Origin of the sequence: Paenibacillus sp. OSY-SE (assembly GCF_000283315.1) — a bacterium.
Lineage (GTDB): Bacteria > Bacillota > Bacilli > Paenibacillales > Paenibacillaceae > Paenibacillus_B > Paenibacillus_B profundus.
In genome coordinates, this window is sequence record NZ_ALKF01000201.1 from 119471 (window position 1) to 135966 (window position 16496).

Below are 16496 nucleotides of genomic sequence, written 5' to 3' on the forward strand. Positions count from 1 at the left end.
CGCTTTATTCAGCAAAAATCCGTAAAAAAAGATCACATTTCCAGCCAATAACGATACGCTGCCAAGTACCTCTCTCCATTCTCCCTCTCGTTCAGAAGGGGCATCCCTCTGTAGGGTGAGGTTAACTTTGATGTATATGTCTCCAGATTGCTTCTCAGACGATGCAGCAACATCACCGTTAGCTCACACCGCCTAGCGCCTGAACATACGGGAATCGTTGTTACTGATCGAAGGGGAGAGTGATCGGAAGCGCCGAACGGAGAGAGTATCGCGTCTCAAGCAGCAGGACTGCTAACAACAAATACAAATAGACGGGCCGAGGATGATAACCATGGACCCGTCTATTTTGGCGCGTTAGTTAAGGAGGAGACTTTTGGGACAGCCCCTGTATAGAATCCTACCATTGTATTTCTATCAAGGAAGCATCGTCGGCCAGCACACCTTCTTGCGGCTGATCCAACATGCGCTGCAGTTCCTTGTCTGACACCCGTTCGCTGTAAGCATCCAGCTCATGCAGTCCGTCCGTATACAATAAGAGCCTGTAACGATGTGAGCCTGACTGCTGGCAATCCATCTGTAACACATGGGGGCGGTCGCCGACAGGACCATATAAAGACGACCATCTTTCGCTGGTTCGGCATTTATCTGCGAACGGTTGGCGATATTCCGACTCGTTGTGCCACAATCGCAGACGACAGTCTCCCTGCCAGGCCAACCACAGCCGTCCTTTGCGGAACCGCCTGCTCCGGTTGATGCCATCGATGCGGCCGCATACGAACATCGCTTCACTCCCCTGTCGCTTCTTATCCTCCAACACCTCGCGCAGGAGCCGCGGGGCCCCTGCCGGAACAGCCAGTTGTTCAACCTCTGTCGTTGCTGGTCCCGTAAGCGCCGATACATATTCATGAAACAGCGGTTCTTTCAATACGGCTTGACTAACAAGCCAATCCAGCAGACGTTCGCCCAGAAAGCGCGCAGCGAAGTCCCCTTGATAACTCATGCTGACACCGTCACACAGAACAAAGCTAAGCGTGTCGCCCTGCATATGCAGGGCGATGAAGTCCTGGCCGTTTTCCTGCAGCCGCGCCGTCTCTTCTGCACGTGCATAAGCATGCCGGCAGCGGAACGTCCTCTCGATTGTCGTCACCGGCTGCTCCGCCTGTTGGGAGCAAACGTAGCGGTATTCCGTCTGCTTCACATATGTCCCCTGCCTTCCCCTGATGTTCGTTCGTATATGAGGTTGCTCAAAAAGTCACCTTTTTGAATACGCACGTATATGATTCACTCATGAAGCGCGGCGACGTCATCCTTATCGAACCGGTGTAGCGGCAGACATCTGGAACCCGATGGATACCAGCTCCGGACAGTTCCCTGGGAGCATCATATACGCCCCTGACGCTAAATGATAATCTGCTTCCACGAGCAGCTCGCGATAGCTTTCCGGCAGGACGGATGACATGCTCCGCAATTTGATTGCATGCTCATCCTTGAGCGCTGTATCTGCCAATATGCCTTTCCAGCGACGGGGTTCAGCTATCGGGCCCTCAAGCGTATGGTCTGAAATAAATATATTTTCCACCAGCACATTGCCGTCAGGAATGCTCATCTGCATAATACGCTTCGCTATCGGCTCGGGATCGTCTCCGGTTGCTACGCCATCCGTCATATGGCAGACGAGCGGTGCAGGGCAATCCTGCATATACGGCAGCTCCGCTTCAAGTATTTTCTCGGCTTGCTGGAACGCCTTGGCCGAATCCGAGAATCGGACCGGGGTCAAGTCCGGCAATGAACCGAGACTTGCAATCTCGTCAATGCCTTTAATTCCGTTCAGCAGGTCGTACACATCATCGCTATAAGCCAGTATAGCGATGCGGTAACGCGGTGTCAGCCGGTTCCCTTTCGTTGAACGGAATACCATCTGACGAATGGCCAAGGAGAGTGCATCGTACACGATATCAATCCGGCGCTTGTTCTCCATCAACATATTCATGGAGGCGCTGATGTCGATTAAATAAATGATAAGAGCAGGCGTTCTCTGTGATGCTTGAATCGTGTAGTTCATCCGTCCGTTTCACCTCTGCTACTCATATCGTCAACCGTTAAATATCCGGCAATGCATGCTTGGTATTACTTAAAAATTTATAAATATGATCTGCCCGTTCGCCCATTTTCCCGACTTTCTTGAAATAACTTGGATCTTTTTCATACCGTTTGGCGAATTCGAGCGCGTTTGTTTTCGCATTTTTCAGATTATCCTGTGCAATCGCATTATAGGTCATGTTGTATGATGCGATAAGCAAAACGACATCCCGGCTGCGAATCTTCTTCAGCTCGGCCGCTTCCTTCTGCTTCCGCTGGCGCTCCAACTCCTGTTGACGGCGCAGCCGCTCATCCTTCTCTTTTTTCCACTGCACATACTTCTCGTACTTCGCTTGTGCATCGTACTTTTGCTGCAACTGCTTGTGCTCGGCTTCCTTCTTTTTCTGCTCCTCTTGCTTCTGTTTCTCTGCCGCAAGACGCTGCTGCTCCGCTTCTTTGCGCTTGATCTCTTCTTGCTTCTTCTCTTCTTCAAGCATTAACCGCTCTTCTTCCGCTTGCTTGCGTTCCGCCTCTGCCTTCTGTCTGGCAGCTTCCTCTTCGCGCTGCTTCGCCTGAAGCCGCTCGGCTTCAGCCTGCTCCGCTGCAGCCTGCGAATCGGCCTGCAGCATGCTAACCATGAACGGGCTTGCCCCTAGCAGCAGCACGGCGAGGGCAGATGTAAGCAGAATGGCAGTGCGCTTGCGGAGTTTTGGCTTCTTGGTGTGTGCCGGAGCAGCATCAGCGGCAAGCTTCTGCTCCAATCCGCCAATCGCCGCCGCAAGCTCGACTTCAAGCGGACTTCCATGCGGTACGAAATGGTGAGCAGAACGATATACCTCTAGCGCGCCTTGCAGTTGCTCCTTCTGCTCCAATTCCCGCGCTTGATTAAACAAGCGGTTGACCACATTCGGGTCAGACACTGTCACCGCCGCAGCTGACACACCGCTCTCCTGAGTTGGCGATTGCTGCCCGGATACTTGCTCCGCTTGCACAGAAGCCTTCGCTGGCTTCCCAGTGTTCACCGAGGATTTTGAATCAGCAGCTGTGGGAATGGATGAGCTCGCCTCCAAGGCACCTGCACTTGCAGGTTTGACCGCAATCGGTTCTTCATCCGCCACTCCGGACAAGACGATAAGCCATTCTCCGAAAGTTGGACAACTGCTCAAGTCGTGACTTTCCCAAGCACGAACAAACAGTTCAGTCACTTTGGAACCCCACCATTCGTCCAGCGACCGCTTCATTACGCCATACCGTTCACATACCGTTTGCATTTCATGTTGATCAAAGTAACTTTCGCCCCACGCGCGCTGCACCAATTTCGAGTCCGACCAGCCGAGCATCTCCGCAAGGATAACCGCGCCAGCGAACCGATCCGCATAAGCGCTCCACAATCCGCTATGTATCGTGCGATGCGCAGCATATCCCGGAGAACCCGCAAGCAGGACGTCCGGGCGGTCCATTTTCGGACTGTATAGCTGTTCCACATCAACCAATTCGATTGGAGAAGTTTCTGACGACCGTTTAACTTCCGAAAAAAACGGAAGCAGTAAGTTCGGTGCCGACAAATCGCAATGCGCCAGCCCCTTTTGCTCCATACCCGAACAAATCTGAGCGAGGGATTTGGCAAGATGCAGGCTGTCTTTGCGGGTAAGCACGCGCTGATCCGCGACGATATCCAGCCAAGTGGGACCGTGTACCCAAGGCATCAGCACCGCGTAAAGCAAATCCGTATGCGCTTGAATGATTCCTCCGTTTTTTTCGGGGGTCAATACGTTGCGTTTACATACCTTAAGCCCTTGTAGCCCGCTGTAAGCCTCCAACTGTTCGGACTGATACACCATTGCAGGAATCCGATACTTCGGAAAAAACACCTTCAGCGCTTTGGCATCAAGCACATCGCCGTGCTTCAGAAAGAGCTGATACACCATCCCTTGCCTCCCCGCCTGCGCATAAGCCAGACCAGGGGCGGCTGGATGCTCGCCGACTCGATATTCGGTTTCGTTAATGATGTATGTGTCTCCTGGATTCGGCTGAAATGCCATCCCTTCCATCCTCCCGTCTACAAAACGAGCTCTACTGTGAGAAAACCTCTATCAAGGCCATTCGACGATGAGCGAACGCGTTAAAAGGTACGTTTTATCGCCATAAGGAATGTTGGTTTCGCTTAATCGGTTAACACAGAATTTAAACATTCCTTAGCGGTAAGAAAACCGGGAGTCGTTCAACGCCCGGTTGCTCTTGTCTATTCAGCTCGTCTGTACATCGCCATAAATCTATAATTAGCGCTGCTCATCCACCGTACGGAATTTCTGAGCAATGGCTTTCAGTTCTTCGCTGATGGTGTTCAACGTTTGAACGAACGATTGCATTTGCTTGTTCGCTTCTTGGAACTCTTGGAAGAAACGCTGCTTCGTCATCCCTTCCCATTGTCCTTCCATACCTTGGATCGATTGCGTCAAAGTAGATACAATTTGTTGACTTTGGTCTCCGCTTTGTCTGAATTGATTCGCTACCTGGTCAATCTGTTCCGGCGTAACTAAAATGCGACCTGCCATAATTTATCCCTCCTCTATTTCCATATGCAGTAATATGAAATATTTACTAGGAACTATTTTACATGATTGCTATTCCTATTTCGTAAGAGGCTACGGTCCTAATTCTGTTTCACCTTCTCTGCCGGCAATGAAACATCTTGTAAAATGTTTTGAAATTCTTCTTCTTCATAGTTGGAAAATCCAACGTGAGCGACTACGTCAATATCTTCATGATTGAAGAGAAATGAAAAATTCTCATCAATATAGCCTTCCGGATACACCACGCCTAAATAGTCGAACAAACGATTCGTGTTGATTTGCAACTGCTTGCGACCGTATATCATAAGCTTCTTGCTGCCCTCACGGAGCAAGACGATAGAGCCTAAAGGAAGCAATGTCTTCTCATTATGTAACTGTTCATGTTGTTCTGTATGTTTCTCCATATCGCACCTTCCCTTTCCGCGTTCTGTTGCACCTCGTCACCAAGGTCGCGTCATCGTGCAAACTAATAAAAATAGTGTATAATTAGAATGAAAGTGAGTCTTCAGACCCATCGGGTTAGCCTGGAAATAATCGACCGCTGTATAATAGAGTCCTCATCCTGGAAGCAGCTTACCTAAACCGCCGAATGTTTCAGATACTTTATCGGTGATTTTCTTTACCGTCTTCGTCGTACCGCTCTTCACCGCCTTCACACTATCCTGGACGGTGCCAGAGACTGCTTTCGCTCCTTCGGACACTTTATCAGTCACCGAATCGATAACGGTATCCACGGCATCGATAGCATGTGTCTTCAACGATTTCCCGTTAATCGTCACCTCGGATACAAGCGAGATGACTGCCCCAGTAGCTAAGCCGACGCCGGCGCCGATGATCGTCCCGGCCCCTGGCACGACAGATCCGACCCAAGCGCCTACTGCCGCACTGGCCGCCATTGTTCCGACTCCTACGGAGCCATTGACGACGGCGCTCGCTACGGCACGGCTTGTTCCGCCTGTCTCATAATCAGTAACGACAGCCGTTCCGGTATCATAGGCAAGGCCAGCATATCCCAACTTGGCGGCCATGCCCTTCAACGAGAACGCCTCTTGCACCGCAATCTTCGGATCGACGAATTTCCATACACTCGTATTGTTAGCAGCATTGCTAGCTGCGTATCGTGTTCCTAGAATGCCTTCGGATAGAGCGAACTTGGAACGCGCACCGGTAATGGTCGCATAACCATTGCCGCGCAGATTCACATTGAAGTTGCTCTGGTACATATTCAACATCCGATATCCGTCTTTTCCGTAACCGTACAGTTCTGATGTCGTAGGCTTCCAGTTCAAGCCGATGTCCGCTCCTCCGCTGCCGCCCATAGCTCGAACGGCAGAATTCGGATTGGAGATGGCACCGATGCCTGCACCGGCACCGGGCAGGATAAGGGATGTTCCGGCCAATCCCATACCTGCATATAAAGCGGTCGCCGATCCAATTCCATAGGCGCTGCCTAATATCGAATTGGTCTGCTGATCCGCAGTCTGGAATTGATCTGCTTTTATCTGCACTTGTCTGCTCAGTTCAAACAGCATCGCATGGATCTGAGACGATAACCGAGCGGCTTGCTGCCATTGTTGCATGATGGCCTCTCTAACGGAAGTCTCCCACGCCAATGATTGTAATGCTTGACTCAAAGTGGATTGAATTTGATTTAGCTGCTCCGCTGCAATCTGTAACTGACGGCTTAAAGCGCGAAGAGCATCCGGTTGAACAATAATGCGCACGGTTGTCACCTTCCTTCATCTTTCGATAGCTGCCTGTCCCACTCCAAGAACATGTTCTGGAATTGTTCTTTCGTCGTAGGGGTAGCTGTCAGCCAGTCCTCATCTCCCTTGGAGCTTTTCCGGATAAGCCAATTCGAAGATCCGCCTGCAATAAATGCTACGCCCTGAACCTCCCAGTTTTTCTTATTCCATACCAAAAACAAAAATTCGCCCTCCGAGGATCGCTGCTTCAAAGAATGAGCCAGCGCTCGCGCGCCCTCTTCTTCTCCGTCAAAGGTCATGAGCTGGCTTGTCATCTGTTCGACCGTTAAATTCGGTGCTTGCTCATACAATTTATGAAAATGTCGTTTGGAAAGCATCACCGAAGTAATATGACTTTCAGGCTGTTCAACCCACCGCATCCGTTCCATCAAGTTGCGGCATGCCTCTTCCACCGACTTGATCTCGTACAGGGTATACGTAGCTGGATGTTCCTGCAGATGAACACGTTCAATGACCAAATCGTCGGTAAAATGAAAGTAACCCTCAAATGTCTCGCTTTCATTCGCGAATTTCACCCAGCAGGATCGTTCCGCAAGCCCGGTCACCGCAATACTTGAGAATACATGCGGCGGCATCGCATATTCCACGCCATCCTGCTCTTCGATCAAATACCCTTTTTGAAGCAATGTCGCCTTGGCTTTATCCCATTCATCAGCTATCTCTTCTGATAAGTACCCGCGGAAGGGATCTTCGATTCCGAGCAATCGGTCTGAACCGATAATTCCCGTTAAAAAATACAACTCTTTGGAATCTAGCGTAATTCCTTCTCTGTGAGCTTCGTCTGTTGTTATCAATCCATGCACCCCCCATCAGACCCGTACATTCCATCGCTCGCGAATTCGTTCTGACCATGTTACTGGAGTCCACAACTCGTCATATGGAAAAGCGGCTTTTATCTTTGTAAATTTGCGTCGCATAAAGTATCCTTGACCCGGAGGCAGCATCTTCGTTCCTCCCGTACCTGCCGATTGTGATTCCGATATCGGAATACGCAGGAAAGACAAGTCATTCGCATCTATCGTACCAAATAAAAATCCGGATTGCGTCGCCTTCACATCATTGAACCAATCGACACCGAAGGTCGGGAAATCGGATGGCACGCCGACCAAGATGACATGCACATTTTTATCACGGCCCTGCCGCACGATGTCAGACAGTTGATTCTTGACTGCAAAATCCGTAATTTGTTTGCATAAATAATCGGCATCATCCATGACGAACAGCAGCGCAGGCTCTTGACCGTCTTGAGTTCGAGTCTGCACTTGCTCGTGCACCGTCTGGATCAGCAACGGGATCTCTTCTTCTCGAGTCGCACAGCCTCTCATATGCGGCAAATCTTGCAGCGCACGAAGCCCTTCGCTTCCGTATCGCGTATCCACTGCATAAATGTGCACCTGTTCCGGTGAAGCATGGTAGGCCAGCGAGAGCATCCAGCTCGCGAGAAAGGATGTCTTGCCGCTTTCCATCGGACTGGCTACTACAAAGTGTGGTCCTTCCTTCAGGTCAATGCAGAAAGGCTCCAAATCATCAGAACGTATACCTACAGGCACGTTGAATGGTTCATCTTCTTCCTTATCGCTTGGTCTATCAGCAGGATGTACCAGCTCAGACAGCTTCACGAATTCAGGAAGCGGGCGAATCGGCGGTGCCTCTTTGCCATGCCACATCGCTTTCAATGCTTTCATCTGGTTGCGAAGCTCCACGATGCGCTCCGTCTCATCCAATCCGCCAGAAGGCAGCGCCGTCTGGAACTCTAGCGGCGGAAGCGCACCCTTGACCAGCCCTCTGCCGGGAGGCAGCTGCGATGGCGCCTTCATCGGCCGGCCAACGGCAAAATAATAATCGCTCGGATCGGCCAGTTCGAAGGACACGGCGTTCGGAATATTGCTGCGCACCTTCTCGAAAATATCGGTAACCCGGTTGGCTGTAATGACGAACGTAATCGCCAGACTGCCGCCTTCTCGCAGCAAGTATTCCAATATATCATTTTCTTCCGGGTATGTCGTGCGGAAGGTCAAATACCCGTCGATAACGACTACGATGTTCGGAACCGATTCTCGCGTCACTTTCCGGTAGGAAGCAATCGTCTTGACGCCCGACTCCGATATCATTTCCTTCCGTTCTTTCACTTGATTAACAAGATAACGGAACAGTCGGTTGATCCGGTCGTCCTCTTCCATCAACATCACCGAGCCAACATGGGGCAGATGGGCAAAGTCCTTCATTATTCTGCCCATATCTACCACATAACCATGCCACTCATCCGGAGACAACTGTGTTGCGAGCGACATCAACAACGTCTGCACGAACGTGGTCTTCCCGGTGCCTGGCATACCGTATACCGCTATATGTCCTTGGTCTAAATTTATGGTTAACGCTTCTTGCCTCTGATTCATCAAATCGTCTACCAAACCGACGACTGGACGCAGTTCGGACTCTGGCATCCAGCTGGACGGAGTATCCTTCTGCATGGCAAGCACATCTGCCAGTTCGAGATGCTCCGGCAGCGGCGGCAGCCATGGTCCCTGCAGGCGTGGAATGCCAGCTCGCTTCGCCGCTTCCGCCACATGCTCGATAAATACTTGCAGCTGCTTCGGCGGCTCCTTATCCATGAAGGCAGTCGCCATCGTGTCTCCTGGAAGGAGCGGCTCTTGCTTCCCGTTGAGACGCACTTCGTTCGCATGAATGCGAAGCGACTGCTCATCTTCTCTCTTGACCAAGTAAGGAGCCCCGCTCCAGGCAAACTGCATCTCTTCAAATACCTCATCGCTGCCGACTTGGAAATAACCTCTGCCGGGATGGGTAATCCAAGCGGCATTCGGTATTTTCAGCATGTCTCGGCTGTCGCCTTCGCTCTGCACGCGCAGACAGATGCGGAAGCGGGTGTTGCTCCAAATTTTCTCGTCAACGACACCGCCCGGCTTCTGTGTCGCCAAAATCAAATGAACGCCCAACGTCCGCCCAATCGTCGCGATGCTTATCAATTCATCCATGAATTCAGGCTGGTCTTTTTTCAATTGCGCGAACTCGTCAATAATAATCACGAGATGGGGCAGCGGCTTCTCCGCCCGGTCGGCCGTCTTGTAATACTCGTCAATATGCTGCAGGTTGCCTGCATCGTTCAAGATGCGCTGCCTCCGGATCAGCTCGGCCCGCAGCGATACTTTGGCACGCTCGATCAAGCTTCCTTCCAGATTCGTTATCGTCCCCACGACATGCGGGAGATCAACGAACGTATTCGACATACCGCCACCTTTATAGTCAATCAGCATGAACGCCAGCTCATGTGGATGGAACTCGGCAGATAGCGATGCCACAAGCGATTGGAGCACCTCGCTCTTCCCCGACCCGGTCGTTCCAGCGATCAATCCGTGCGGTCCATGTCCTTTGCGCTCTATTTTATCATGCAAGTTGAGCATAATCTTCTTCCCGCCGGCCCGAACGCCGACCGGAACCGGTAAAGTATCGGGATACCGGTTGAGACGCCAACGGCCTGCTGCATCCAATTGTTCGATTTCCTTAATGCCGAGCATATCGAACAGCGTCAGCACAGTCGGTATGTCCGATGCGGACGATCGCTTTAACCGGATAGGCGCCATTAGGCGCGCAAACGCATCGGCCCTGTCGCGAGTCATACGATCTATCGCATAGACTTGATGCAGAATCCCTTCTTCTTCTGTCTTATGGGTGGAGGCGCCTCTGTCCGGCCCTACCTCTACGATGAGCTGACACTGCATAGGCAAGCGCTCCTTGCAATCTGATAGCACGATCGTGCAGCAGTCGACACGTCCCGCTTCTTCCAATAGCAGCGGAAATAACGGCTCTTCTTCAATCAATTGAGAGTCTGAGAGCAGCACAACATAACAGGGAATTTCCATCTTCTTCTGTCCGGAGGTCTGGAAGCTCTTGCGCCGATTGAGCAGACTGAATAGTTGATCAGCAAGCTGATGCGCCGTACTGCGGCGGTCAGCCATATAACGCTGCGTTCGGTCATCGTCCCACGTATGCGGCAACCAGCGCATCCCGTTCCATTCTTCTGCTTCCCGTTCGTCATAAAATGCGGCCAGCTTCACTTCGTCCGGCGAATGCCGGGTCGTCAACTGCGCTACGATGACGCGAATCGCATTCAGGACAGATTCTCTATCACCGACAACACCGACTACCTTAGACTGATATAACGGCAAGGCGATCGGCGCATCGGCCACCGTATTGAACTCAGATTCCACCTCATGCGCAGCTTCAATAAGCGGATCCCGTTCGTAGCCGTCAATCCGCGGCACTTCAATTTCAATATGAAAGGGTACATCTCCAGTGCCGATGCGAACATGCATGAAATCATCATCCAGAGGCCCGCGTTCCCACAGACTGCTATTGCGGTTCTTCACGATTTGATAGCATACATCCGGGTCTCCATGGATTCCATGCATCGCCTTCAACTGCTCGTGCTGCTTCTCTGTCAATTCGGAACGGTGCTTATCCAACTGTGCGCGGTACATCTGGTTCCGTTCGAACTTTCTGCGTTCATACCCCTTCTTATTGCTTAAGTACATAAAGAATGGGAGAGTATACGAAGTTAACATCATGATGATAGTAATCATCTGAAACATCAAATAATTGCTGTTGCCCAACTTGCCGGACATCGACATATATATGTAAAATCCGATGCTGACGACCGTCATGACAATAGGGATAATAATCGTGATCATCGCAAACGTCGGGCGTGACGGCTCAGCAGGCGGTCTTAATATTTCGAGTTTCTCTTTAGGTAACGTAGGTTTAATTCTAGGTGACCTCTGATACATCACGTTCACTAAGAACAACTCCTCGTTTCAATCACTAATTATTCGCTTACCTGCCCCTTCTCATCTTGAAACAGCAACCTCCGCCCATATGCGGGCACAGATTCTGCCGTGGTAGAGAAAGCACGCTGTAAGCGGACAAATGCGCCTTCCCGAAGTCCCGCTTCCATAAGACGCTGTTGTTCTTGGACGACGAACCATAACCCTTCCGGTTGCTTCGCTTCCAATATGTATTGTACATGATTCTTAGGGGCTTCCCCATATAGCTTCAATCCGAGGATTGCTTTCAATTGAAGTCCCGTGCTTTCATCCGGCACCTCGATGTCAAACCACTCTTGCCCCTGCCTTCCGGCGGTGACCGTCAGCATCATCGACCCTTCCCATCCTTTCCATGTCTGACTTATGATGATGATCGTAGAGCGAGTGTACTATTTTCTATGAAATACTTTAGCACTGTTTGATTGCTTATATCAATACGAGACGGCTTCTCGTCTTCTTACGATTGTAACAGAAGTGAAACGAGCTGTACTCCTATATTGTATATATTGGAATTGGTCCTTTTCAATATGTCTTGAGGCTTGTTTGTGCCGGAAGTCACAATTTTCTTACAAACAGCAAAACACCACACCCCCAGATTTCCCGCTTCAGGGAACCCAGAGGTGTGGTTGGCCGAAACACAGCTTTTACATCGGCATGCTTGCTTTTCATTTAAAGTTCGTAATTCAAAGGTCACTAAAAGGGGGCTTTTTGAACAACCTTTTTAAAATTCACTTGAGCGGTAATCGAACGGATCAATCTGTTTCAGCACGCTTAATTCCCGCGCAGTCGGCATAGGGGTGAAGCGAATGTCGTCGTACTTCACTTCGAAGCCGGTGTTCTGCACAACCACCTCCAATGAGGAGGTCGGATGAATACTTTCCAGCATCAATGCTCCGTCCTTCATCGCGAATACGCACAGAGGGGTTACAATCCTCCACACATTGCCCCGTGTCGTCACAAAATCAACCTTTTCCACAAAAGTGCGCCGGTCGTGCTTCGTCCGCCAAATAATCGCTTTCTTCGCGGTCGGTATGAGCACGGCGCTTCCGGCTCCGCCGGGCAATCTGACCTTCGGCTTATGGTAGTCTCCAATGACGGAGGCATTCACATTGCCCCGCGCATCGAACTGCACGCCGCCCAGAAAGGCAACATCCAGCCCTCCGCGCATCGACAGGTCGAACACCTGCTCAAGAGGAAAATAAGCTTCTGCGCTGGCAAGCAAATCCGCGCCCGCAGAAGAATACGATGCTTTCTTGATCGAGGAAGGGTTGACACCTCCCGGAATGTTAAGATGGACCAGATTCGGCGCATGCAAATGCCGGGCCAGCATCATTGCTACCATCGGCATTTGCGAAGAGACGCCGTGAAACACCGTCTCTCCGTCTTGGAGCATACGGGCAATCGCACATATCATAATGTCACTCACTCTTGCTTGATTCGCCGTGTTCACCAATTACCACCTGCCCTTGTCCCGCTTCGATCCTTACTTTCGTAAGCTTGCACATACTGTTCAATTTCGTCTGCCGTCTTCATTTTCACAAACTGTTCCAGCATTTTGAAGTCTGCTTCATAGCTCTTCTCGCAGGAGCACGGTGCGGCACCCCGCGGAACCGGAACGACCGCTTGCACCAGAAAATGGGGAATGTCCACATTGTCGGGACGCATTCTCATTTTGCTCTTCGGAACAATTTTCTCGGTCGTCAAAATGACTTTCTTGGCTGCTCGACTCATCAGTACATCCTCGAACTTCGGGCCGGTAATAATGGCATTGCCATCCTCATCGCATTCCTGTACATGCAGCACTGCCACATCTGGAACGATGGCGCGTACTACCGTAACCGGCTCATCGCCGAACGGATTCGCGATGACTTGAAAGTAATCGTTAGCCTCGATTAAATCTCCCGTTTTCAATCCCGCCACAGGCATAAAAGGCGCGCCTGAGGCTGCGGCCCGCAGCGCGCAGATGACCGTATAGCAAGCATGCTCATGGCCTTGCACTTCGCCTCTTTCCACAGCTTTACGGTAATGCATGGCCAGACCGAATTCGGTTTCATAGCTGACAAATCCCGCATCGACCGACTGAACGCAGCCTGCTGCACACAGCAAATCGATGTCATGCGCACCCGCTGTCTTCACGAGACGCAAGCGGCGTTTTTTTTGTCTGACCAGCTCGCGGACCATCGCCATCGGCGCACGGTGGAGCACATTGCCGCCGAGAGCTACGGTGGCGCCGTCGCGCACTAGGGCGGAAGCTTCTTGAAGATTCATTAATTTTCGATTCATTCTGTCACCACCTATTTGATAGCATTACACGCAATATGAACAGCATCCCATACTCCAGCGAACGGCGGCGCATAACACAAGTCAACCATTCCCATCTCAGCTGCAGTCATACGGTTATGGATAGCAACGGCCAAAATATCGATGCGGAGCACGACCCCTTTCTCACCGATGCCTTGTGCTCCGAGCAAAACGCCCGTTCTCTTCTCATAGATGAGCTTCAAGTGGATCGGCGTCGGGTCAGGGTAATATTTGGGATGGTCGGCAGCACTTACCCATACTGTGCCATAGTCAATCGCAAGCCGCTTCGCATCCTCTTCCGCCATGCCGGTGCGGCCGAGCTCTAGACCAAGCACTTTAATTGCGGCGCTGCCGAGCGTGCCAATGAACTTCTCGTGCTTGCCGAGCAGGTTCACTCCGGTAATGCGTCCGCATTTGTTCGCCGTCGTGCCGAGCGGAATATATGTGTTCTCTTCCATGACGCGGCTGTATACTTCAGCGCAATCCCCCGCTGCATAAATGTCTTCCACGCTCGTTCTCATCTCGCGATCGATGATGACAGCGCCGTTGCGGGCCACACGTATATCCGTACCTTTGACAAATCCGGTCGCCGGCTTGACGCCGACGGATAGAATGACCAAGTCCGCAGGATACGTCCCTTTATCCGTGCATATGCCTGAGACTCGATCCGTCCCGGTAATTTCTTCTACTTTTTCCCCAGTATTCAAGCTAACGCCTTTCGCCAGTAATTCCTGAGAAGCGATATCGGTAAGTTCTTGATCAAACGTCTTGAGAATGCGGTCGCCAAGCTCGACGACCCGAACCCGTTTACCGAGCTCGACCATCGCCTCGGCCACTTCGATGCCAATATAACCACCGCCAACGATAACCACATCCTGAATGTCCGGCGAAGTTATCTTTTCCTTCAACGCAATGCCGTCTTCCAGTGTCTTCAGCACATGCACGCCTGGCAGTTCCTTGCCTGGCAGCGGTGGCACGACAGGGACAGTTCCGGTTGCAATCATCAATTTGTCGTAATGGTCCAAAAACACTTTGTTCTTTTCTAAATCCTTGACCATAATCCGCTTGGACTCGGGAACGAGCTTAATCACCTCGTGCCGCAGGCGGGTGTGAATTCCTGCTTGCTCGAATTGTTCGCGTGTACGCGCAATCATTTTCCGGTAATCATCGTTGGCGCCCGACACGTAGTAAGGCAGGCCACAAGCGCCGTAAGACAAAAAGCGGCCTTTTTCATACACAATGACTTCCGCATCCGGATCGGTGCGTTTAATTTTGGATGCGGCCGACATGCCTGCCGCAACACCGCCGATAATGATGATTTTCATATCAGCTTCCTCCTTCCTGCAAGGCAATAATCCTCGCCTCGGCTCGCTTCAGAGCCGCTTCTGCGCTCCGCAGCCCTTGAAACGCTTCAAATATCTCCTGATACAGCACGCCCATCACTTCGCCTGCCCGCACCAGCGAGGGCAGAGGCTGCGCATATTGCTGCAGCATACTGAGATGAGCATCGTACCACGAATGCTTGTCTCCATCACTATCGTACGTGGATTGCCGCACAGGCGATCCCGCATAGGTGCCGATAATCCGATCCGCTTCCTTGGAGGAAAGATACCGCAGCAGCGCATTGGCTTCGTCCTGCTTCAACACTTTCAAAGATTCGCTCATCTTTCCCCTCCGTTCTTGATCACAAGTGCCGTGTGGCGGAAAATACAGGCTCGTTGTCAATAATGCCGACGACAAGCGCGTCAATCGGCGCAGGCTTTGCGAGCGCTTGCTGTATATTGGCGCCCTCAGACACGAGCACCAGTTGGTCCGTGCCCGCTCCGATCGTATCGGCAGCGACAATATACGTTTTTTGCTCGGTATAACACAGTTCAATGATAAGAAGTTTGTATCCTTGAAGCCCATCATATTTGCGAGTGGATACCATGTTCCCCACCACTTTGCCTATCTTCATCGCCATGAGCCTCACTTTCACCGTAGGATTTCGAGTGTATCCCCCTGCTTGATGCCAAAAGCGTTAGAATCATCTGTATCGATGTGCATTTCCAATGCATAATCAGCGCGCACTTTAATCGAGACACAGTCCATAATCCCGCCCTTTTCACCGGTTACCTTCACTTGAACCTTCTGTCCATGCGTAACACCGTATGCTCTGGCATCATCAGGCGTCATATGAATATGGCGTTCGGCTACAATGCATCCTTGCTCCAGTGTGACAGTGCCGTTCGGACCGGCAAGCTGCAGGCCGGGAGAGCCTTCAATCCGGCCCGATTCCCTTACCGGCGGATGAACGCCCAACTTGCGCGCTTCACTTGCCGCAATTTCAATTTGCGTGTTTTTACGGAACGGGCCCAAGATGCGCACATTCTCGATCATTCCTTTTGGACCGATGAGCGTAACTTTCTCGTTCGCTGCAAATTGCCCCGGCTGGGATATATCTTTAAATTTGGTTAACGGCTTGTCTTTGCCAAACAGCAGTTCCATATGCTCTGCCGACACGTGCACATGTCTCGCAGAGACGCCGACCGGTACGAGATTCAGAGGCTCCCGGGCGGGAGCCAAGTCGTACCGTTGCAATTCTTCCATTATTAATTGAGTAATGTAGTCCGTTAATTCCTTATTAACCTGTTCCGTCATGTTCATCACCGCTGTCATTTCATTGATGGCAGAATCTTAGCAATATCTTCGTGTGGCCTCGGGATGACGTGAACGGCCACCAGCTCCCCAACTCTTTGTACCGCTTCCGCTCCGACCTCTATCGCCGCTTTGACGGCGCCGACTTCCCCTTTAACCATGATGGTTACCAGTCCGGAGCCAATTTTCTCTGTACCGACGATTTCCACGTTGGCCGCTTTTAGCATCGCGTCCGCCGCCTCAATGGCCGCCGTCAATCCTCTTGTTTCAATCATGCCCAGTGATTCATTCATGTGCGGCTT

General features: G+C 51.3%; 16 protein-coding genes. All 16 read right to left on the reverse strand.

Going from position 1 to position 16496, the window contains the following annotated elements; translation table 11 throughout:
• Positions 1 to 397 precede the first annotated feature (397 nt).
• The 16 genes from A372_RS0127465 to A372_RS0127540 all read right to left on the reverse strand — a co-directional run bounded on the left by A372_RS0127465 (position 398) and on the right by A372_RS0127540 (position 16487).
• A complete protein-coding gene (locus A372_RS0127465; RefSeq protein ID WP_019424141.1) occupies positions 398 to 1198 on the reverse strand; it encodes a hypothetical protein in 801 nt (266 codons plus the stop codon).
• 111 nt (positions 1199 to 1309) lie between these two features.
• Positions 1310 to 2062: a vWA domain-containing protein gene (locus A372_RS0127470; RefSeq protein WP_019424142.1), complete on the reverse strand. Its 753-nt coding sequence runs from the start codon at positions 2060 to 2062 to the stop codon at positions 1310 to 1312.
• A 37-nt stretch (positions 2063 to 2099) separates the two neighbouring features.
• Positions 2100 to 4121: a serine/threonine-protein kinase gene (locus tag A372_RS0127475; protein ID WP_019424143.1), complete on the reverse strand. Its 2022-nt coding sequence runs from the start codon at positions 4119 to 4121 to the stop codon at positions 2100 to 2102.
• 237 nt (positions 4122 to 4358) lie between these two features.
• Entirely contained in the window at positions 4359 to 4634 is a 276-nt protein-coding gene (locus A372_RS0127480) for a WXG100 family type VII secretion target (RefSeq protein WP_019424144.1), read from the reverse strand.
• 98 nt (positions 4635 to 4732) lie between these two features.
• Positions 4733 to 5056: a DUF4176 domain-containing protein gene (locus tag A372_RS0127485; protein WP_019424145.1), complete on the reverse strand. Its 324-nt coding sequence runs from the start codon at positions 5054 to 5056 to the stop codon at positions 4733 to 4735.
• A gap of 153 nt (positions 5057 to 5209) precedes the next feature.
• Entirely contained in the window at positions 5210 to 6385 is a 1176-nt protein-coding gene (locus A372_RS0127490) for a WXG100 family type VII secretion target (protein WP_237728629.1), read from the reverse strand.
• Positions 6382 to 7212 (reverse strand): hypothetical protein, encoded by an 831-nt coding sequence (locus A372_RS0127495; RefSeq protein WP_019424147.1) that lies wholly within the window; start codon positions 7210 to 7212, stop codon positions 6382 to 6384. The genes A372_RS0127490 and A372_RS0127495 overlap by 4 nt, the downstream gene beginning before the upstream one ends.
• Before the next feature lie 15 nt (positions 7213 to 7227).
• A complete protein-coding gene (essC, locus tag A372_RS0127500) occupies positions 7228 to 11229 on the reverse strand; it encodes a type VII secretion protein EssC (RefSeq protein WP_019424148.1) in 4002 nt (1333 codons plus the stop codon).
• A 29-nt stretch (positions 11230 to 11258) separates the two neighbouring features.
• Positions 11259 to 11588: a hypothetical protein gene (locus A372_RS0127505; protein WP_019424149.1), complete on the reverse strand. Its 330-nt coding sequence runs from the start codon at positions 11586 to 11588 to the stop codon at positions 11259 to 11261.
• Between the two features lie 389 nt (positions 11589 to 11977).
• On the reverse strand, positions 11978 to 12706 hold the full coding sequence (locus A372_RS0127510; RefSeq protein ID WP_019424150.1) for a CoA-transferase subunit beta: 729 nt from the start codon (positions 12704 to 12706) through the stop codon (positions 11978 to 11980).
• The gene (locus A372_RS0127515; protein WP_019424151.1) at positions 12703 to 13539 is read right to left on the reverse strand and encodes a CoA transferase subunit A; all 837 of its coding nucleotides are present in this window, start codon (positions 13537 to 13539) and stop codon (positions 12703 to 12705) included. The genes A372_RS0127510 and A372_RS0127515 overlap by 4 nt, the downstream gene beginning before the upstream one ends.
• Positions 13540 to 13550: 11 nt before the next feature.
• Positions 13551 to 14882, reverse strand: a complete 1332-nt coding sequence (locus A372_RS0127520; RefSeq protein ID WP_019424152.1) for a CoA-disulfide reductase — start codon at positions 14880 to 14882, stop codon at positions 13551 to 13553.
• 1 nt (position 14883) lies between these two features.
• A complete protein-coding gene (locus tag A372_RS0127525) occupies positions 14884 to 15222 on the reverse strand; it encodes a hypothetical protein (RefSeq protein WP_019424153.1) in 339 nt (112 codons plus the stop codon).
• A 19-nt stretch (positions 15223 to 15241) separates the two neighbouring features.
• Positions 15242 to 15514 (reverse strand): EutN/CcmL family microcompartment protein, encoded by a 273-nt coding sequence (locus A372_RS0127530; RefSeq protein ID WP_036705509.1) that lies wholly within the window; start codon positions 15512 to 15514, stop codon positions 15242 to 15244.
• A 17-nt stretch (positions 15515 to 15531) separates the two neighbouring features.
• Positions 15532 to 16197 carry a phosphate propanoyltransferase gene (gene pduL / locus A372_RS0127535; RefSeq protein ID WP_202803276.1) on the reverse strand — a complete coding sequence of 222 codons (666 nt, stop codon included), beginning with the start codon at positions 16195 to 16197 and terminating at the stop codon, positions 15532 to 15534.
• Positions 16198 to 16211: 14 nt separating this feature from the next.
• A complete protein-coding gene (locus tag A372_RS0127540; RefSeq protein WP_019424156.1) occupies positions 16212 to 16487 on the reverse strand; it encodes a BMC domain-containing protein in 276 nt (91 codons plus the stop codon).
• Between the last annotated feature and the right edge of the window lie 9 nt (positions 16488 to 16496).